This is a genomic window from Sporolactobacillus terrae DSM 11697, assembly GCF_000648615.1.
In the GTDB taxonomy this organism is placed as follows: Bacteria; Bacillota; Bacilli; order Bacillales; family Sporolactobacillaceae; genus Sporolactobacillus; species Sporolactobacillus terrae.
The window spans coordinates 50,472-70,255 of record NZ_JFZC01000009.1 but is presented as its reverse complement, the minus strand read 5'-3'; the positions used below and the strand labels follow the sequence as shown (position 1 = coordinate 70,255).

The 19,784-nt window shown below is 39.9% G+C and carries 15 protein-coding genes and 13 tRNA genes; 24 read left to right on the top strand and 4 right to left on the bottom strand.

The window, feature by feature from the left end; all coding sequences use genetic code 11:
• The first annotated feature begins 107 nt into the window (after positions 1-107).
• The 14 genes from AA84_RS0101295 (at position 108) to AA84_RS0101230 (ending at position 2,691) form a co-directional block, all read left to right on the top strand.
• Entirely contained in the window at positions 108-734 is a 627-nt protein-coding gene (locus AA84_RS0101295) for a hypothetical protein (RefSeq protein WP_028975698.1), read from the top strand.
• A gap of 676 nt (positions 735-1,410) precedes the next feature.
• A tRNA-Glu gene (locus tag AA84_RS0101290) sits at positions 1,411-1,482 on the top strand.
• Positions 1,483-1,555: 73 nt separating this feature from the next.
• Positions 1,556-1,631 (top strand) — tRNA-Val (locus tag AA84_RS0101285).
• Between the two features lie 6 nt (positions 1,632-1,637).
• Positions 1,638-1,711 (top strand) — tRNA-Met (locus AA84_RS0101280).
• 4 nt (positions 1,712-1,715) lie between these two features.
• A tRNA-Asp gene (locus tag AA84_RS0101275) sits at positions 1,716-1,791 on the top strand.
• 58 nt (positions 1,792-1,849) lie between these two features.
• Positions 1,850-1,925: transfer RNA gene (locus AA84_RS0101270), tRNA-Phe, on the top strand.
• Between the two features lie 9 nt (positions 1,926-1,934).
• Positions 1,935-2,010, top strand: a tRNA-Thr gene (locus tag AA84_RS0101265).
• A gap of 54 nt (positions 2,011-2,064) precedes the next feature.
• Positions 2,065-2,146 (top strand) — tRNA-Tyr (locus AA84_RS0101260).
• A 12-nt stretch (positions 2,147-2,158) separates the two neighbouring features.
• A tRNA-Trp gene (locus AA84_RS0101255) sits at positions 2,159-2,229 on the top strand.
• A gap of 14 nt (positions 2,230-2,243) precedes the next feature.
• Positions 2,244-2,319: transfer RNA gene (locus AA84_RS0101250), tRNA-His, on the top strand.
• 5 nt (positions 2,320-2,324) lie between these two features.
• Positions 2,325-2,396: transfer RNA gene (locus AA84_RS0101245), tRNA-Gln, on the top strand.
• 10 nt (positions 2,397-2,406) lie between these two features.
• Positions 2,407-2,481, top strand: a tRNA-Gly gene (locus AA84_RS0101240).
• Between the two features lie 17 nt (positions 2,482-2,498).
• Positions 2,499-2,572, top strand: a tRNA-Cys gene (locus tag AA84_RS0101235).
• A gap of 37 nt (positions 2,573-2,609) precedes the next feature.
• Positions 2,610-2,691 (top strand) — tRNA-Leu (locus tag AA84_RS0101230).
• A gap of 484 nt (positions 2,692-3,175) precedes the next feature.
• Here the strand turns inward: AA84_RS0101230 and AA84_RS0101220 are convergent.
• A complete protein-coding gene (locus AA84_RS0101220; protein WP_028975697.1) occupies positions 3,176-3,580 on the bottom strand; it encodes a DUF1259 domain-containing protein in 405 nt (134 codons plus the stop codon).
• A 187-nt stretch (positions 3,581-3,767) separates the two neighbouring features.
• On the opposite strand from AA84_RS0101220, the gene AA84_RS19290 reads away from it, so the two are divergent.
• Positions 3,768-3,971, top strand: coding sequence for a DUF421 domain-containing protein (locus tag AA84_RS19290; protein WP_051575080.1), 204 nt, complete (start codon positions 3,768-3,770; stop codon positions 3,969-3,971).
• Positions 3,972-4,105: 134 nt separating this feature from the next.
• Entirely contained in the window at positions 4,106-4,348 is a 243-nt protein-coding gene (locus AA84_RS19285; protein WP_051577727.1) for a YetF domain-containing protein, read from the top strand.
• Between the two features lie 132 nt (positions 4,349-4,480).
• Here AA84_RS19285 and AA84_RS0101210 read toward each other — a convergent pair whose 3' ends face one another.
• On the bottom strand, positions 4,481-4,708 hold the full coding sequence (locus tag AA84_RS0101210) for a hypothetical protein (protein ID WP_028975696.1): 228 nt from the start codon (positions 4,706-4,708) through the stop codon (positions 4,481-4,483).
• A gap of 346 nt (positions 4,709-5,054) precedes the next feature.
• Between AA84_RS0101210 and AA84_RS0101205 the strand changes: the two genes are divergently transcribed.
• From AA84_RS0101205 to AA84_RS0101190, 3 genes are all read left to right on the top strand, one after another.
• Complete coding sequence (locus AA84_RS0101205) at positions 5,055-6,083, top strand: acyltransferase family protein (protein WP_028975695.1); 1,029 nt, start codon at positions 5,055-5,057, stop codon at positions 6,081-6,083.
• Between the two features lie 199 nt (positions 6,084-6,282).
• Complete coding sequence (locus AA84_RS0101195) at positions 6,283-6,633, top strand: hypothetical protein (protein ID WP_051577725.1); 351 nt, start codon at positions 6,283-6,285, stop codon at positions 6,631-6,633.
• 60 nt (positions 6,634-6,693) lie between these two features.
• Positions 6,694-7,680 carry a 3-oxoacyl-[acyl-carrier-protein] synthase III C-terminal domain-containing protein gene (locus AA84_RS0101190; RefSeq protein ID WP_028975693.1) on the top strand — a complete coding sequence of 329 codons (987 nt, stop codon included), beginning with the start codon at positions 6,694-6,696 and terminating at the stop codon, positions 7,678-7,680.
• A gap of 410 nt (positions 7,681-8,090) precedes the next feature.
• Here the strand turns inward: AA84_RS0101190 and AA84_RS0101180 are convergent, their stop codons facing one another.
• Both AA84_RS0101180 and AA84_RS0101175 read right to left on the bottom strand, forming a co-directional pair.
• Complete coding sequence (locus AA84_RS0101180) at positions 8,091-8,522, bottom strand: universal stress protein (protein WP_010027051.1); 432 nt, start codon at positions 8,520-8,522, stop codon at positions 8,091-8,093.
• Between the two features lie 20 nt (positions 8,523-8,542).
• Positions 8,543-9,928, bottom strand: coding sequence for an Nramp family divalent metal transporter (locus AA84_RS0101175; RefSeq protein ID WP_414625723.1), 1,386 nt, complete (start codon positions 9,926-9,928; stop codon positions 8,543-8,545).
• A gap of 813 nt (positions 9,929-10,741) precedes the next feature.
• Between AA84_RS0101175 and AA84_RS19280 the strand changes: the two genes are divergently transcribed.
• From AA84_RS19280 to AA84_RS0101145, 5 genes are all read left to right on the top strand, one after another.
• The gene (locus AA84_RS19280; RefSeq protein ID WP_223362286.1) at positions 10,742-10,870 is read left to right on the top strand and encodes a putative holin-like toxin; all 129 of its coding nucleotides are present in this window, start codon (positions 10,742-10,744) and stop codon (positions 10,868-10,870) included.
• Positions 10,871-11,676: 806 nt separating this feature from the next.
• Entirely contained in the window at positions 11,677-11,754 is a 78-nt protein-coding gene (locus AA84_RS19595) for a putative holin-like toxin (protein ID WP_353949365.1), read from the top strand.
• A 209-nt stretch (positions 11,755-11,963) separates the two neighbouring features.
• Positions 11,964-12,230: a hypothetical protein gene (locus AA84_RS0101160; RefSeq protein WP_028975691.1), complete on the top strand. Its 267-nt coding sequence runs from the start codon at positions 11,964-11,966 to the stop codon at positions 12,228-12,230.
• A gap of 179 nt (positions 12,231-12,409) precedes the next feature.
• Positions 12,410-13,342 carry an HNH endonuclease gene (locus AA84_RS0101155; protein WP_028975690.1) on the top strand — a complete coding sequence of 311 codons (933 nt, stop codon included), beginning with the start codon at positions 12,410-12,412 and terminating at the stop codon, positions 13,340-13,342.
• A gap of 874 nt (positions 13,343-14,216) precedes the next feature.
• Positions 14,217-19,745, top strand: a complete 5,529-nt coding sequence (locus AA84_RS0101145) for a DUF3320 domain-containing protein (RefSeq protein WP_028975689.1) — start codon at positions 14,217-14,219, stop codon at positions 19,743-19,745.
• Positions 19,746-19,784: the final 39 nt, after the last annotated feature.

Here is a 19,784-nt window from a genome sequence, read left to right as displayed (position 1 = left end):
ATCCATGGATCACTAGACTACCTAACACCAACTGAATACAAGCTGCGACACCTTTAAAAATTTGTTTGATTTAGTGTTGACATACCAATTTGGATTCCATGAGATTAATGGACAATAAAATCATAATGCTATTACGCGATAAGCCCTTTGTGGTCTATCAGATCTTTATAATGCTAGAAGGTTTGGAGGAAAGCAAGGAAGATAATTTCACGCATGCAATCTTATTCCCCATATCTTCTGACTTTCCGCAAGAAAGAAAATTATTTTTAGAGCAATTTTTTGAAAGAGTAGAATTAGATTATAAAATGGGGCTGTTGACTTTAGAAAATTTGAAGAGCAGTGTTGTTAAAAGCTTAAAATCGTTATATACAACAAAGCGCTTGCCTAAAGCTTTTCATTTTTTCTATGAATGGTTTTTTGTGAAAAAAACAATTAATGAACTAAAGCGCGATGTACCCTCGTTGGATTTATTCATGAATCAAGTGAAAAACGCTTATTGGATCATCGAAAAGGAATTTCAAAACTTAGATAAAAATGAGATTTGTACGAGCATCCCTATATCATTCCCCATGACAAAAGAATGGGATGACTTTATTCATTTTATTTTTGATCCGTATTTTGCAAAGGTGCAAGTTGATGAAGACCATCATCCAGATGGATTGATCACGCATCTTATTGATTTATCGATGCCCTTTGGGGAAAAGAAACAGGTGCATATTGAGGATTTATTCTAAAGTGATTTCCAAATGTTTAACATGGAAATTAATGGCAGACGCCAAAAAAGCCATGTCTTTTTAATAGGGCATGGTTTATAGCGTGCCTGATTTTCAGTGGTTATACGTACTAAAAACGGAAGTGTCCGCTCAATCTCTTTCTTATCTCATCATACGTAACCGCCACATTGATTTGTTACAGCGGATATTTTCAGCTGATGATGGCGTGTATGACTTGTTAATCTTTCTAAGCGGTCACGGCGTGCATTTTATTGTATCAACCTGTTCTGTCCCATCCCTTCAGCTTATGCACGAATGGTTAATGCGTCATCTATGATCGGGTAAACGAATCGGTACTTATTGCAGCTGCTTGGCTTCTTAGAGGTGTGTTATTTCGGTCCTGTAAGGGCAGAAATCATCACGGCCTCAAAATCCCTGCAGAAGCTACCAGAAACCCTCTGAGGAGCTAATAGAAGTTGGACTGAATCCAAGGGAATAGGGTAAAGAGAAATCTTAATTCTGAAGCAGTCTGGCCCATGTAACGAGAGCGGACTGGTTTATTTATTTATTGAAGTCGGGTATACTGTAAGGGTTGTGTTTTTTTATAAAATAAATTATAAAAAACACTTGCTTTTTGATTCGATTGGTGATAATATTTTAAAAGTCGGCGGCGAGATATTCCGACACTTGTTATTTTGGCCCGTTCGTCAAGTGGTTAAGACACCACCCTTTCACGGTGGGTTCATGGGTTCGAATCCCGTACGGGTCATTATTTACTTGATTTTATATGAGCTATGTGATAAAATAAATTGGTGTTTTTGATGGCTTGTACAAATCAATATGGAGGATTAGCTCAGCTGGGAGAGCATCTGCCTTACAAGCAGAGGGTCATAGGTTCGATCCCTATATCCTCCACCATATCATCGCGGGGTGGAGCAGTCTGGTAGCTCGTCGGGCTCATAACCCGAAGGTCGTAGGTTCAAATCCTGCCCCCGCAATTGTGGATCCGTGGTGTAGGGGTTAACATGCCTGCCTGTCACGCAGGAGATCGTCGGTTCAAATCCGATCGGATCCGCCATTATTTTTATTTTACTTATATAAGATCTGTAATGCATGAACTCTTGTTTTTACATAATGGCTCGATAGCTCAGTCGGTAGAGCAGAGGACTGAAAATCCTCGTGTCGGTGGTTCGATTCCGCCTCGAGCCACCATTTGTTCGTGCCGATCTAGCTCAATTGGTAGAGCAACTGACTTGTAATCAGTAGGTTGGGGGTTCAAGTCCTCTGATCGGCACCATTTATATTTTAATCAATAGATGCCAAAATCTATTCCTTAATCTTTTATTATTATGGAGGGATAGCGAAGAGGCTAAACGCGACGGACTGTAAATCCGTTCCCTACGGGTTCGAAGGTTCGAATCCTTCTCCCTCCATTTACATAGTATAGGGGTATAGTTTAAAGGTAGAACAGAGGTCTCCAAAACCTCCAGTGTGGGTTCAATTCCTACTACCCCTGCTTTAATTATTATGGCGGTTATGGTGAAGTGGTTAACACACCGGATTGTGGTTCCGGCATGCGTGGGTTCGATCCCCACTAACCGCCCCATTTATTGGCCCATAGCCAAGCGGTAAGGCAACGGTTTTTGGTGCCGTCATGCGCTGGTTCGAATCCAGCTGGGCCAGTTTTATATATGCGGAAGTAGTTCAGTGATAGAACATCACCTTGCCATGGTGGGGGTCGCGGGTTTGAATCCCGTCTTCCGCTCCAATATAATTTTATAGTATGGCGGCATAGCCAAGCGGTAAGGCACGGGTCTGCAAAACCCTTATCCCCGGTTCGATTCCGGGTGTCGCCTCCATAATTACTTAATTTTTCTGCCATTATTATTGTATTGTGCCGGTGTGGCGGAATTGGCAGACGCGCACGACTCAAAATCGTGTTCCTTCGGGAGTGTCGGTTCGACCCCGACCACCGGTATTACTTAACTCTCATTGCAAAGGGCTTTCTAGGTTATCCTAGGAAGTCTTTTTGTTTTACATAGGGGGTATTTTATTGGCGGTGGGGTGAATAGGACAAGGGACGCTTTCTTCAACTCATTGGAAGGTCAATGGAATGGGGACGGGATTCATGTTGATCTGGGAACCCTTGTTCATGTTGTTTGTTTCCCTAAATGTCATGAGAGAAAACGTTTGACGCACAGACTGGATGCCATGAATTGATTCATGACCGGAGCAGTCGCAGTTCGGAGTACAGACGGAAATGTTTTGGAGCCTGCCGTTCTGCTGGTACTCAACGGGGCGGTCGATCAAATGAATGTTTATTTTTAGAATCTGCGCTGACGCGAAAGGAATTCAAAGTAGCCGTTATTCGACAAGAGCGGCGAATCCATTTTTCAATGGTACGTGCCTAACGCAAGTTTAGCCTCATAAAGAATCATTACATGATCCGCTGCTTGACTTAATTATGAGACTGGGGCACTGCTTAAATAGCTAAAACAATTTCGGAGCTTCTTTGCAAAATTCAAGGGTGGTTCAATTGATTGAGCGTGCACATACAGGAGATTCGGTTGTGTGAAGATCCAGTGATTATGCAGTGCGCTTAGGATCAGTCCGTTCTGGGTCAGTGCCCAGGTGAAATTTGGTACTTCTTCTTCAAGAAGGGTGATTTCAGCTAGATTAATTGCATTGCCGGAAGCATCAAGCGATTCAAAGGTTATACCAGCGGGAACAATGCTTGAACTTTTTTTACCTTGAATCGTTACATTGAATGAACGGTGGAGCGAAACGGAACAAACCCCATTTTCATACCTAGATTGCGCGTTAAATACGGCTGCAAATTGTTTGCAAATCATTTCTGCATCGGCCATATGGGTCACCTCGCCATGCCTAAAGATATGCGAGGGGTAGAGAGAAATAGAACAAAGAAACGGGATGGCTAACTTCCGAACTCACTTTATGCCAGCCACTTTATAAAAATCCGTTTTTATGGTTGGGCGGTGAGAATACTAAGTGAAAGGAATAGCGTTTAGTAAAGGGTGAGGCTCCATAAATTACTTGAAAATTGCTGTGGAATTGATGCTTGGTTTTACAGCGCTATTAGCCATTACAAAAGTTCTGGGAAAAGTATCATTGCGAAAAATCAGCACTTTTGAATTTATTTCAATTATCGTTCTTGGTGAGTTTATAGGAAATGCGCTTTATGAACCGGCTATTGGTATCGGCTCCATATTGTTTGCTGTCATGCTGTGGGGCTCATGATCTATATAATGGAATGGTGCACGTTGAGGTTTCGAAAGAAAAGGAATTTTCTCGAGGGAAAGTCGTCGTTAGTTATCCGAAATGGCCATATAGACAAAAGAATATCTTTTTCAATCCAAGAGGTTGCCTATGCAATGCTTGAAACCGATGGATCGATCAGTGTTTTAAAAAAATATCGCTACAGTAAATTAACCAATCGTGACTTTAATCAATTGATAATTATAGATGGAACATTGGATAAAGCGAATCTGAAACGTGCAGGATTGAGCGAAGAATGGCTGCGCTGCGAGCTGCGAAAGCGACATGTACCAAAGATTAAAAATGTTTTTTTCTGTGAATGGAATAAGAATGAAGGATTATTTATTGAAAAAATGTAAACGAGGGGTGTCTCAAAAGTCAATTGACTTTTGAGACACCCTTAAAAAACGTCTATTTTGGATTAAGCATAACGATGTGAGACTCCTGCGGAGTGCAGTATAAATCCAACACCCTTTTGGGTCGGGCCTCTTTTATTTGTCTTGAATCTGAGTGATTAAAGGTTTGTAAGGATTTAGTTCACGATTGAAGTGCCTAACTCTTAAGCACCAATAATCTTCAATGACAATGTATTTCTTATTCTTAAACTCAATGATGTCTCCTTTCTGATGGTTCTGACGCTCCGTTTGGATTTGCAGGGTAGCATTGAGATACCATGCTGATTGATTGAGAAACTGAACGACGTACATGTTACGAATCATCCATAAAACCTCCTAATAAGATATGAATTGCGATAAATCTCAACTCGGAGGATTATTTTACCAGTAAGTTGTGATTTACAGTATAGAAGATGATACAGAGCGTCAATTGAAGACTGAGCCAAACGCCGTGATATAAGATAAGCGGTCCACGCCGTATCATAAATCATAACGCTAAAAAGAAGAGCTGAACGTTATTTTTACATTTAGATTAAACTTAATGAATAGCTGTTTCGAAAGATATGAATCGTGCTAAACTAAGCAATTGTGAGGCAATGATAAAGTGAAAATTCCATTATAGTTTCTTTACTATGTATAAAATTGCTTAAGGGATGAAAGGTGATTTTTCATGGCAACGACCAAGCGGCGGATCACATGGGTGGATATAGCAAAGGCGCTGGGAATCATTGCGGTCGTGTTCGGGCATGCCATTGATTCTGAGCGCGACATACGTTCGTTTGATCTCGTCTATGATGCCATTTATTGGTGGCATATGCCGCTATTTTTCATTATCGGAGGTTTCTTTTTGAAACCGATTTCTCATAGTTGGGAAGCGGTGCGTCAATTCTGGGCGCGTCGCTGTAAGCCATTAGTGGTGTCCTATTTTCTAATGGGAAGTCTATTAATCGTGCTCAGCCATTTCGTCCGTAATCAGGACTGGTCGTACACTGCTTTCTATTTTGTTCGCCTGCTTTATGGTGGACGAACCCTTAACCATTATTTAAGTATTTTTTGGTTCATTAATGTTTATATTCTCACGCTGATTGTTGTGGTTCTTTTAATTTCTTATGTACGTTCGGTTGTCTTGCAATGGGTGATCAGCTTGATGATGTTCGCCATGGGTACAATTCATCAGCAACCAGCGTTCCTAGGGCATCCCTATTTTCCGTGGGATGCACAGGATGTATTGCTGACCACGACTTATATGCTGGCCGGATACTACGGATTTAGATTGCTTCATTCCCTATCGCATAAATATCTGTTGTTACTAGCCATCGGCGTCTTTTCTATGTTTCTCATTCACGATCAATTGACTCAGAAAATCAATTTCACTTTATACTTGAAATCGGACAGCTTAAATCATACCGGACTGGCTTTAATTGCTCCGCTCATTTTATGCTTGGGGGTTATCTTAATTTCACAAATCATGAGTGAACTTAAATGGTTTCATTGGCTTGTGCTTTGGGGGCAGCATACGGTGCTGATTATGTTCTGGCATCGCGCACTTTTTGACTTGCCGGAGCTATTGGGGCTCCCTGATCATTGGTTATTAAAATGCCTCATGGGCTTATTCATCCCTATTTTAGTCATGATGGTATGGAAACAATTCAGACATTTTCTGATTCATCATAGTCCAAAACAGTTTGCAAGCAGCTGAGACGGAGGGTCCACTCTGATAGATGAAGGTTCAACATGCATCCGCGTTACGTGATTATTGTGATGCCGTCAGTGTTCATGCACTGGCGGATTTTTTTGCTTTCGTTCTTAAACACTTCAAATCTATGAAGAAAGACCTATTCATAATTGGAAAATTATACCGATAGTGAAGGTGATGGGAAATATAGGGAGGAATTGCTGTGTTAGATGCAGAGTATTCAATTGATGTGCAACATCAAACAAAAGAAGTCACGATTGTTGTTCGTGGAAGTTTTCAAGAGAAAGATGCGGAGTATTTTGTCAATGACTATCAGGAAAAAATCGGCTCAATTCCTGCTAAAGACTTCGATCTCGTCGTTGACAGCAAGTCTCTAGTCGTTGTTTCACAAAAGATTCTGCCATTGCTTGAGGAATGCTACAAAATGTATAAGGCTAGCGGATTTAAACGTGTCAAATTTATTGCGAGCAGTGTGACCGTCGGTATGCAGCTGAAGCGCATTGCCAAGAAGACTGAACTGGATAACGCAGAAGTAGAAGTGATTTCTCAATAAGATCACGAGACACTTGTTTATTCTTATGACCATAGCGTTTTTTCTTTGGGGGAATGTTATTTGAAAATAACGATTCGTTCGGTTGGTGCCTATCACCCGAAAACAAGCGTAACCAATGCATTTTTTCTCAAGCACTTCCAAGATCAGGGCAAGGACATTGACCATTTTTTGAAACATATGGGCCGGAAAAGCCGCTATATGATTCAGAATGAGACAGAGAACGGTTTGACGATGGGAATTGAAGCAGCTAAGGATGCTTTAAAACGCGCGAAGCTCAGTGGTGAAGCGATGGATATGATCGTGTTTTCAACGCAGGTGCCGGAATACACGTTCCCAACCAATGCCACTTTTGTTCATCATGCCATTCATGCTTCTTCACGAACAATCATTATGGATTCAAATGCGAATTGTGGGGGAATGACGGTAGCGGTCGATCATGCATGTCGGTATATGCTGGCCAATCCTAGTGTGAATCAAACGTTGGTTGTTGGATCCGACTACAACACGTTGGTTTGTGACCCAAACGACGAAGTCACCTATGCGAATTATGGTGATGCAGCTTGCGCGGTTATTTTAGAAAAAACAGAAGGCGAATCCGGGTTTCTGGGGTCCAGCTATTACTCGGAAACATTAGAAAATAAAGACAAGATCATTTTTCCATCCGTTGGATTGTCGCAAGCCTTACGAAAAGGAGAAAATAACCGTTATCTGAAATGGATTCCTTTTGATGGCGGCTGCGCGCTTCCGCCTGCTTACCAGAACATTCAAGAACTTTTGGATGTAGAGCACCTGCAGCCAACAGATGTAAAGGCCTATTGCTTGTCCCAATTTTCACTTGCCAACATACTTGAAATTCAAAACCATTTCCACCTCGATGATGAACAAATCATTTACATAGGCGATCAATATGGTTATACAGGGACAAGCAGCCCGTTCCTCGCGCTTTATGAAGGCATTAAAGAGAAGCGCATTAACCGGGGCGATTATGTAATCTTTTGGACGGTTGGCGCAGGGTTTCAAACCATTGGCGTCCTCTTCAACTATTAAACGAAATGAGCAGCCGAGTAGTGTCTTACGGCTTTGGCTACTATTTTGGATAAAATGGATCTTCAGAGCGATACACTGAAGCTTCATGATGCGAACGATCCTAGCTGAACTCGAAAGCAAGGCCCAAGGCTATTTCTTTGACTCGGAAACAAAGACGCTTTATGTGAAAACGCTGGCTAAAAGTCACAGCAAACGCGTGATCCACTAAAAACTAAGTGATAGAAAAAGACAGAAATCCGCGCGCAATGCGCTGTGATTTCTGCCTTTTTTAGTTTCAAAAATGGAATGGCTGTCGTTTTGTGGAGGCTCATGGATCACTTAGAAAATGCAATGTCCAACCCCAAACCCCCTTTGCAGACGAGTTAATCCTGCAAAGGGGGTTTCGAAAGTTATTCGATTGATCAAAACATTTAACGGACGACAAGAACAGAGATGGTCGCGTATTTTGACATATATGCGGCTTGACTGCCGAAATGCTTGGCAATGCCTTTCTTATCTTCAGAACCGACAATCAATAGATCAGCGTCTGTATGCGGGATAATGTCTTTGACAATCGTTTCACCCGGTTCGCCTTCTGCAACGATTGCCTCAACCTTCTCAACACCGTAATCCAACGCGGTCTTTTTGTAAAGCTGAACATGTTTTTCAAGGTCTTCACGTTTGCCATGGATGAAGTCTTTATTCAGCGCTTGGTACACGTTCATCTCGTCTTTTTCCAAGATGGATACAATCGTCATTTTTAACTTATCTTTTTTCGCTCGATACATCGCATAGCGAAACGCTAATTGTGCATCGGCGGAATCATCGACACCAACTAATAGATGTGAGAAGTCTTCTTTCATTAATTACGCCTCCATGATGATCATAACGATGTGATAAACTGCCAGACAATCCGCAGATTCAGATAGGTCAGGACAATGGTACATAGCCAGGCAACCAGCGTTACCCACCGTTTATTCACGAATCGTTCGCCCATAATCTTTTTCGAACTGGTAAATAGGGTCAATGGAATCATTGAGATCGGCAACGCGACGGACAGAAAAACTTGTGAGTTGACAAGTAAGCGATCCATCGCGCTCTCTTCGCCATGGTAAATAATTGTGCAGGCCAGAACCGGGATGACGGAGATCAGACGTGTAATCAGACGGCGCGCCCACAACGGCATTTTCATGTGGATGTAGCCTTCCATGACGATCTGTCCGGTCAGTGTACCGGTAATGGTTGAGTTTTGACCGGAGGCAAGCAGTGCAACGGCAAACAAGATACTTAAGACCGGGCTCGCGACAGCGCCGGCCAATTGATTGTTCTGCAAAGCATTGAAAAGAGAAGTAAACGTGCCAAGACCTTCTCCATGTCCGAAGAAGAGTGCCGCACCAAGAACGAGCAGCAGGCAATTAATAATGAATGCACCGGATAATTGAATATTTGAGTCCCATGTTGCAAACTTAACGGCTCTTGCAACCTCATTTTCATTGTCATGATTAATGTTACGTGACTGTGCGATCGAGGAGTGCAGGTAAAGGTTATGCGGCATGACCGTCGCGCCGACAATACCGAGTGCCATGGTTAATTGACCGGTATGCAGAATTTCGGGTTTCGGTACAAACCCGGCAAACATTGCCGCAATGTTAGGATTAGAAATGATCACTTCATAGAGGAAGACAAGTAAGATAACGGAAATTAAAGTAATGACAATCGCTTCAATTTTTCTGAAGCCGAGTTTCGTTAGCAAAAGCAGGAGAAGTACGTCGAGTATGGTCAGTGAAACACCGACGACAAGCGGGATGTGAAACAACAACTGAAGGGCAATCGCACCACCAATGACTTCAGCAATATCGGTGGCACAGATAGCCGCCTCGGTGGTAATCCATAGAATCACGCCAAGTGCCTTCCCTGTATGGGCACGGGTGGCTTGAGCCAAATCCATTCGCGTGACAATACCCAGTTTAGCAGCCATGTACTGCAGCAGCATCGCAATCAAACTCGAAATCAGGATAACGGAAATAAGCAGGTAACCATATTGTGCACCGCCGCCAATCGATGTCACCCAGTTTCCAGGATCCATGTAGCCGACAGCTACCAGGGCACCGGGACCGGAGAATGCTGCCAGTGTCCGCCAGAAACTGCCGTTTTTCGGAACGGCTACCGTACTGTTAATTTCCTCAAGGCTTGGTCCATTTGCATACTTAATCAATTTATGCGGCTTATGCTGCTTTGTTTTTTTCATCGCATGTTCCAGTTCAGTCATTCGTTCACACCCCTCATAAATTTTTTGAAATCTGCCCATCAGCCATTCGGCTGCGCGTGGCGAGACCCCGATTATTTTTCCTGCAACTTCTGTCAAAAGAAATTATGGTCACGGTAAAAATTCAATACAACGCGCGTGATTCTTATCATGAACATAAGCTCTTTCGCACCAGAAAACATGAACGGTTTAAGTGATCAATCGATCAGCTCCTCTCTTGCGTAGATGAACCTGTGTTTCTGTTAAGAATTAAAGTTTACATAGGGAAACTTTAATTCACCCATACAATATACATCCGTTTTCTTTAATACGCAACCCTGATTTATCATTATTTTATGCCTTGCGAGACTAGGGTGAAAATATTTTCGGATGGGGGAGGGAGGGCTTAAGGCAAGGGGGGAACACTTTGACAGCAGCGACGATTTTTTTTGTTGAAATGATGGGAGCAGAGATCTTTATTGGGCGGCATGCAAAATTGTTATCAACCTGAAGTTATCATACCTAATGGTGCGAACGGTGAGGCGAGGGTGAAAATTACAGATCAAAAAGCTGCTGTTTAGCGACTCAATTATGGACTTGTGACTTGTTCATGGCAGCTTGACAGCGTTGGCGTCATGCAATTTTAAGCATGTCAGTCAGTTAATTCCGGTCTGTGTTCTATAGAATTTTCCGATTGAAGCAGCAGTGGGCAAAAATAATCCTATCGAGCAGTATTTCAAAGAAACGAACATACATTCCATGATATCATTACGGACAGGCAATAGATGATGCATATGAGCGGATGCGGTGACACCCTTGTGAAAGGGGGTGCGGCCAATGACAGTATTTGAAGCGATGACACTTATGATTAGCTTTGGAGTGCTTATCTTGATGCTGTCAGACAGAAAAAATAATCCGCCTCATATGCTTCTGCAGGAGCTGAGACGGATTACCGTAAATAAGTAATTCAGTTATAGGCACTGCATCCGCTCTACGCGGATATTGCCATGCCGTCAGTGTTCATAGCACTGGCGGATTTATTTTGCCTTGATCTAATATTATTATACACAGTTCGCGCGATTTAATGCAATGCATTAACACCATTAATCCAGGACAGATTCAATCAGAAATTCCGGTTGAAGCGGCAGCGAACAGAAACAAACGGTTATAGTCCTAAAAAAAGATTGACAAAATAACTGACCACTTGAAGAACCGAGCATAGATCCTACGCTATAATTACAGACAGGCAATAGATGATGCATATGAGCGGATGTGGTGACACCCTTGTGAAAGGGGGCGTGGCCAATGACAGTATTGAAGCGATGACACTTATGATTAGCTTTGGAGTGCTTATCTTGATGCTGTCAGACAGAAAGAAATGATCCACCTCATATGCTTCTGCAGGAGCTGAGACGGATCGTAGTAAAATACGCAATGTTGATGAAGCACTGCATCCGCTCTACGCGGATATTGTCATCCTGTCAGTGTTCACAGCACTGGCGATTTATTTTGCCTTGATCTAATATTATTATACACAGTGCGCGCGATTTAATGCAATGCATTAACACCATTAATCCAGGACAGTGTTCAATCGGAAATTCCAGTTGAAGCGGCAGCAAACAGAACAAACGGTTATCGTCCTAAAAAAAGAATGACATAATAATTGCCCACGTGAATAATCGAACGTACATTCCATGATATACTTACGGACAGGCAATAGATGATGCATATGAGCGGATGAGGTGACACCCTTGTGAAAGGGGGTGCGGCCAATGACAGTATTTCAAGCGATGACACTTATGATTAGCTTTGGCGTGCTTATCTTGATGCTGTCAGACAGAAAAAAATAATCCGCCTCATATGCTACTCACGATAGCTTGATAGACGGATCATTTGTTAAAATGTGAAGTTAATTAATTGCATCGCTCCGCTCTACGCGGATATTGTCATCCCGTCAGTGTTCACAGCACTGGCGGATTTATTTTGTCTTGATCTAATATTATTATACACAGTTCGAGCGATTTAATGCAATCATTCGAAAGGTGAATTTAATTTTGAGATGATCCTTCATGAGAAAGTTGTTGCTGATCTAAAAACAATCAATAAAAGGAACGGAACAGTTTTCTTGCTGTCGGCTCTAGACGAATTAGAGAATGCATACCTAGTTGTTCTGAATAGTGTTATAAAATCACTTGAAGGAAAGCTAATTGGCTATGCAAAAATCAAACCGCGCGCCATGGAAGGGGATATGGCTATGCTTGCAGAAATTCATCACAAGGCTGCAGAAAGTAACAGAAATCTTAAAAACCATTCAGTTTTACCTTAATTTTTAGAATTCCCATGTGATTGGCATTTGATCAACAGTTTTTCCTTATTCTATCGGCATTTTTTGCAAATCATTCAATTTATTGAAGGGATTTTACCATTTATTGTCGAAATATAGTTCTTAAGATACATATCAATGCAGTTTATTTCAGATCATTTATTGAGGCGATGATGTTTCCAATGAAAATGTACGTTGGGATTACGGACTATGACTGGTATAAGACATTGAAACAGGCAAACTGTGATGAGGTAAACTTTTGGAAACCTGGCGGCCGTACAAATTTTAAAGCTTTAAATGAAGGCGATTTGTTTTTATTCAAGACGCACAGCCCGAGAAATTATATCGTTGGCGGCGGCTTTTTTTTGAAATTTTCGATCCTCCCATCGTCACTCGCGTGGGATGCGTTTGGCATCGCAAATGGTGCAAGCAGTTTGATGGAGCTTAATGATCGCGTTTATAAATACAAAAAGACAGATCGCTTTTCTGATCCCGATCCTCAGATTGGCTGCATCATTTTGTCCATGCCTTTTTATTTTGATGAAAAGGATTGGATTCCTCAACCAAACGATTGGAACAGTAATATTGTACAAGGTAAAACCTATAAAACTTCTGAACCGGTTGGTTTATCCTTATACGAGCACGTTCAGGATCGATTGAGAAACAGCGAAGCCATGCGGTCCGGTCAAGTTAACGAAGATCCATTGGCTAACCGTTATGGCAAGGAGCGATTAATGAAACCACGAATGGGTCAAGGAGCATTTAAAGTCTTGATTGCTGATGCCTATCATAGAAGGTGTGCCATAACCGGTGAAAAAACGCTGCCGGTTCTCGAGGCTGCTCATATCAAACCCTACAGCATGAACGGGCCTCATGAGATCAAGAATGGTTTGCTCCTTAGAAGTGATTTCCATACCTTATTTGATCGAGGCTATATCACCATTGATAACACACTGAACGTAGAAGTCAGTCATCATATTAAAGAAGACTTTGGCAATGGCAAAGAGTATTATGCTTTTCACGGCAGTAAATTGACAGTATTACCCGAACGTGGCGATCAACTTCCAGATCGGCATTATTTAGAATGGCATAATGAGAATGTGTATTTGGGGTAGTGAGTAATATTTAGATAAATTAGAGGGAAAGAACAACAGGTCATAATTAAAAGTTGCAGATTTCTACTATGGTGCTGTTCTATCCATGCTATTTATTCAGGGTATAATGGACTCGGCATTAATTGAAGGTAATGATGAACATGATCGTCAGGTTTATGACTTTACGACTAATTATGGAAACGAGTACAGATTGTTCATGAAGTATCGTGCAGAGCAACAGAATACAAAAACGCTAGATTACAATAGTTGAGTTTTTAATATTACGGGAGACTTCCAAGAACTTAGGAATTTTATTGAGAAAGGTAAGAATGTGGTTCTTGCTCTAGTATGTGGATCTAAAGATTTGGTAAATAGTGAACTCGCATTATTGAATAAAGAGCAAATTCTTCAAATTATTAATGCTGGTAAGATGTCATTCACAGTGAGCCGGAAGAAGAAAGAAAAATGCTATCGAATTCGAATAGAAGGTTCACGAGAATCGGCTTTAAAAGTGAAATATAATAGTTTTGAAGAATTATTCCATTGAATTTTTAATAGTTGGGTATGCTTGAAATGGGTAAAACATCCATTTACGTGGATACATTATTTGGTAATCTAGAGAACTGATATATTTGAATCTAAAGTAATAGTAAAATAATAATAAGGTATGAATGAATCTTATTGGCATTTATACTGTTTGTAAGAACATAACGAGAACTGGTTATTTTATTGGGCTCAAATATATTATAGACTAGGAGAACGCTGCATCAATTGATCCAAGTGTAAATTTACTTAACAAGGATCCTCTGTGGGTACGGTGCCCTGCTGAGTGAAGAAAGAATACTAAAGGTTGTGAATGGGAATACATAAGGTTGATCTGTGGGGGGGATTTTTTATGGCTGATATTAGTTCATATATAGATAAATGGGAGAATCAGCTGCTTGATTTAGGGAAAAGAAACAGACTCATTAACTATAAGGAAACAAAGCGATCAAACATAAAAATTGTATTTCCGGAGTTGGCTGGACTATTCACTGATATTGTGAATGAGGAAAAATTGCTGAAGTTCCCTTACCCAATTTCAATCTCGACTCAAGATAAGGCGGATGATAGTGAGGAGGATCAACCTGAAGAAATACCAGATAATGGCGATATAAAGACCAATCGTTCTGTAAAAGATCAACAGAAAACTTTGGCAAGTCTAAGAAGAAAAGCGAAGTCTGCAATTGAGGAGCAAGGTGTCAACATACTTTATCTTGCCTTTGGGTTTTTAAAGTGGACAGAAAGTATGGACTCAAATCAGGAACTTCTTTCTCCTATTGTATTAGTGCCAGTCAGCCTTAAATTGGATTCGATCACTTCACCTTTTGAATTGGGTCTTCATGAGGATGATATAGTTGTTAACCCTACATTGGCTTATAAACTGGAGAATGACTATGGTATTGAACTTCCAAATTTTGATGAACATTCCAGCAAAATAATAGAATACCTAGATGATGTTCGAGAAACGATCAAAACAAATAATTGGGAAGTCGTTGAAGAAACTACATTAAGCTTACTGTCTTTTTTAAAAATAAATATGTACAAGGATTTGAAAGTTAATCGTGAACAAATTGAAACTCATCCAGTAATAAAAGCATTAGCGGATAACCCAGAAGATGTGCAATCTTTGCCGGAAGAGTATAACGACTATGACCATGATCTTCATACACAACCTGCAGATTCTTTCCAAGTTGTCGATGCAGACTCAAGCCAACAAGATGCAATTTTATTTGCAAAAAAAGGGATTAGTTTTGTGCTGCAAGGTCCTCCGGGGACTGGAAAAAGCCAGACTATAACAAATATCATTTCTGAGAGTCTTGCTGCAGGGAAAAAGGTGCTTTTTGTATCTGAAAAAAGTGCAGCACTTGAAGTCGTCTACAAGCGTCTTGCAAAAGCCGAAGTCGCTGATTTTTGTTTGAAATTACATAGTTATAAGGCGAATAAAAAAGAAGTCATGCAACAACTAGGAAAAACCTTAAAGATTAATAAGTTCAAAGTAACTGATGAAGCGATGTATCAGTATGAGGCATTAAAACAAAAAAGAGATGCATTGAATGATTATGATGAAGAGCTGCATACACTGGTTCCACCTTTAAATAAAACGATTTATAAAGTAAATGGAGAAATTGCCAAGCTATTAGATGCACCAGAGGTATTCTTTTCCATGGCGGACGTGGAGAATACAACTCAGGATAAACTGAATCAGTATAAAATTCTTTTGCACAACTTTTTAAACTTACTATCAGAAAAAAGCAATGATTATATCACTAATCCATGGAAGGATTGTCAGGTCGATTGCGTTACTCACGAGTTGAGGCATGACTTGGAAATGTATTTACCGCGTTTGACTTCTAAAATTCATCAGTTATTGGGTACATTTGAACAAATTACAAATACCTATAATATTAATTTGCCTTCTTCTATAAGTGATGTTACTCGTTTAACGGCGATTATGGATATTTCTTCCCAATCTCCTACGGTTCCTGTCTCATGGATTGATAAAGAAAATATCGAATTGCTAAGTCAGCAGGCCGATCAGTTCCAAGTCATGAAGGAAGAACATCAATCGCTAATAAAGGGACTAATGGAGGATTACAGTAATGAATATTTAAAGGTTGACGGCAGGCAAATTAAGAAAACATTTGAAGAAAACATAAATAATGTACGAGCAGTTCTGAGAGATAATATATTTGACCAAGATGCGACAATTATTTTAGCCAAACAGTATCGTAAAGAATTAGATGAAATTTCAGAAGAAATAAGCGTTCTTGAACGGATAAAGAATACTTTTGCTGAGGATTTTTCTATCCAAATTGAGGATAACTTAAACTCTTTTGTTCCATTATGTCCGCTCATCAATACGTTGTTATCCCAAATTCACCCGACAGAAGATTGGTTTGATACGAATAAGCGGGCAGTTGTGAAAAAGATATTGGCAGAAGCTAGAGATGTCTTTATTGACTTGAATCGATCTACAGAAAAGATTGAAAAAGATTATGAACCAGACATTTTAAAAATCGATGCTGCCTCAATGCTAAAAAGGTTTAAAACTGACTATACATCAACTTTTAAAATCTTTAAGAAACAATATCGTCAAGACAAAAAAATAGTGCAATCTTATGCGAAAAACGTATCAGGGCAATTGAATGATGCCTCGATTATTTCCGTGCTTTCTGAAGTGAAAAATATAGTAGATAAAAAAGCAATGATTAATGAAAATCAAAAAAAATGGTCTCAGACAATAGGTAAAGACTATTGTGATGATTATACAAATTGGGAGAAACTCGATCAGTCAATAGATCGTTTTGAAACGATTGTTCATTTTTTTGATGGTGCTTTATTTCCTGATAAAATAAAACAATTCCTACTTTCCGATAACCAATATAATGAAAGCCTTCTTTCTTGCAAAAAGTTGTTTGACGTTCTAGAGAATGAAGAAAAATTACCTGAGAAAATCAGTTCGCGATTAATTGTGTCACTAGACCCAGGCAAACAAGAGGTTGAGCATCTCAAGAAAAATATTTTAGAAGTGAGTCAATCATTAGCCAAAGTCATTGAAATTGAAAGTCAGTTGTCGAATCTTGCTAGAAAACCGCTCACAATACCACAGTTAATTACCGATATTGGCAAACTTGAACGTTTGCAGCAAATCGAGTCTACGATTGAGGTAAAACGATCTGACTTAGAAAATAAATATCATTATCTGTTTCGTGGATTGGAAACAGACTGGGAGCATATTCATCAGTCACTGTCTTGGACCCATCGTTTTAAGGAAATGCTCCAGAAGAATACATTACCCAGTGAGTTTATTGAGAAGATTTGTACGGATCACGACACAATTAAAAAAACGGACAAATACAGTCACCGGCTAAAAGGACAGTTCGATGATTTGCATCAAGAATGGGAATGGTTCTTGGGGCTATTCAAAGAAGAGGTTGATTTTAATTCTCTTGATCTGCTTTCTCTACTGGAGAGAATAGAAAGCTGTCATTCAGGAATAAATTTGTTAGAAGTATGGATTGATTATAGAAAAAGCAAAGAAGCATGTGCACAAGCAGGGCTTTCCGATTTTATTGACCAAATTGAATCACACCCTATCCATAAAAATGAGATAATTGGTGCTTTCCTTAAACGATTCTACAGGCTATGGCTCGATAGTGCGCTGCCTAAATATCCAGCAGTCAATGCCTTCCGTGAACGTACTCAGGAAGAAAGAATAAATGAATTTCAAAAGTTAGATGAACTACAATTTAAAATCACACAAAAAAGAATTCGAGCTTTATTGGCAGACAAACTCCCGGACTTGAATAGTTTAACCACTGGTTTTGATGAGGTCGGTATTCTAAAACGTGAGCTCAATAAGCAGCGTCGAATTATGCCATTACGAAAACTTTTTAAACGGATACCTAATTTATTGTTGACACTAAAGCCTTGTTTGATGATGTCTCCACTATCTGTCAGCCTCTTTTTGGATGCCGAAGACTATAAATTTGATCTCGTTGTTTTTGACGAAGCCTCCCAAGTATGTACAGAAAATGCGATTGGAGCAATTTTAAGAGGAGCTCAAGTGGTCATTGCTGGTGACAGCAAACAATTGCCACCAACCAACTTCTTTGGTTCTAAAACAGAGGAAGACTTTGATATGGATGAAGCAGATGACACTGAAACAGATAACGAAGCATTTGAATCCGTGCTTGATCAAGCAGTTAGTGTTCTTCCTGAACGTACATTAAAATGGCATTATAGAAGCAGGAGTGAACAACTTATTGCGTTTTCTAACAGAAATATATATAACAGCAATTTAATCACATTTCCATCGAGCTCGGAGACGGATATTGATTTCGGCGTCGAGTATGTTTACGTTCCTAACGGTATCTATGATCGAGGCGGGAAAAAGAATAACATTACAGAGGCCCAAAAAGTCGCAGAGTTAGTTTTCGATCACTTTACAAAATATCCGAGTCGGACTCTAGGGGTTGTATCATTTAGTGAGGCTCAACAACAAGCAATTGAAGGGGCTATAAATAAATTAAGAAAGCAGAAACAAAGGTTTGAGACTTTCTTTAATGAGGATCGCGAAGATGCGTTCTTTATTAAAAATCTTGAAAATGTTCAAGGCGATGAAAGAGATACAATAATCTTTAGTATCGGCTATGCTAAAGATCCTAATGGAATTATGTATATGAACTTTGGACCATTAAGCAGGGATGGTGGATACAGGCGTTTAAACGTTGCTATTACTCGGGCGAAATACAATGTAAAATTAGTGGGATCCATACAGCCAGAAGATATTAGTCTGGAGAAAACGAACTCAGAAGGCGTGAAGATGCTTCGCTCCTATATCGATTACGCGAAGAATGGAGTGGATGTGCTACAAAAAGAGCTACATTATTCAAATGAAATGAACACGAAGTCGCCTTTCGAAGATTCCGTATACGACTATTTAACAAAAAGCGGTTATAAAGTTCAAACTCAGGTTGGCTGCTCCGGATTCCGAATTGATCTTGCAATAGAATCTCCGACAAAGGAAGGACACTTTGTTTTAGGAATAGAATGTGACGGAGCCACTTATCATTCTGCACGAACAGCGAGGGAACGTGATCGACTTCGTCAAACAATCTTAGAAGATATGGGTTGGACAATTTACCGGATATGGTCCACCGATTGGATAAAAGATGAAAAAAATGAAGGAAAAATATTATTAGATGCTGTCCAAGCAGCAATTGTCTTAGATGAATCTGAAGAGGACAATAAGTTGGGTATTAGTTCTGAAGTTAAGAGTACAGATTCTTTTGATATTGCTCCGGACTATGTGAAAGCAATTGATGAAAGCGTCTTGGGTGATTTAGAAAATCCATATGGGTTTGCTTATTATGAAGAAACAGCATTAGATGATCTTATTAAGTTTAACTACCTTACAGAAATGATTCTCCACGTTGTTTCAATAGAATGCCCTGTTCACTTGGAACTACTGTCAAAACGATTGTTACCATTCTTTAAACAACAAAGAGTAACAAAACGTGTAAGAGAAATCGTTCAACAGTCAACCGTCCAATATTTGTCCGATAAAATCGATATTAGAAATGATTTCTTTTGGATAAAAAACGAGACAGAAGCTACTGCTCGAAAACCAGCATCTGATCAAGAGATAAGATCGATTCAATACATCAGCCCTGAGGAAATAGCTAATGCCATGCTTACAATAATTAAAAACAGCTTCGGTATTGATGAAAGCAATCTTATTTCAATAACTTCAAGAGAATTTGGCTTCAACAGAACGGGAAATAAAATTATGCAGATCATGCAAGAGATTTACAATGATTTATTGAGTGCAGATAAAATAAAGAGTAATAATTATAAAATATCTTTGAATAAAACATAACGATTAACTCCACCAACGTATTAAAAATGGGAGTTAAGA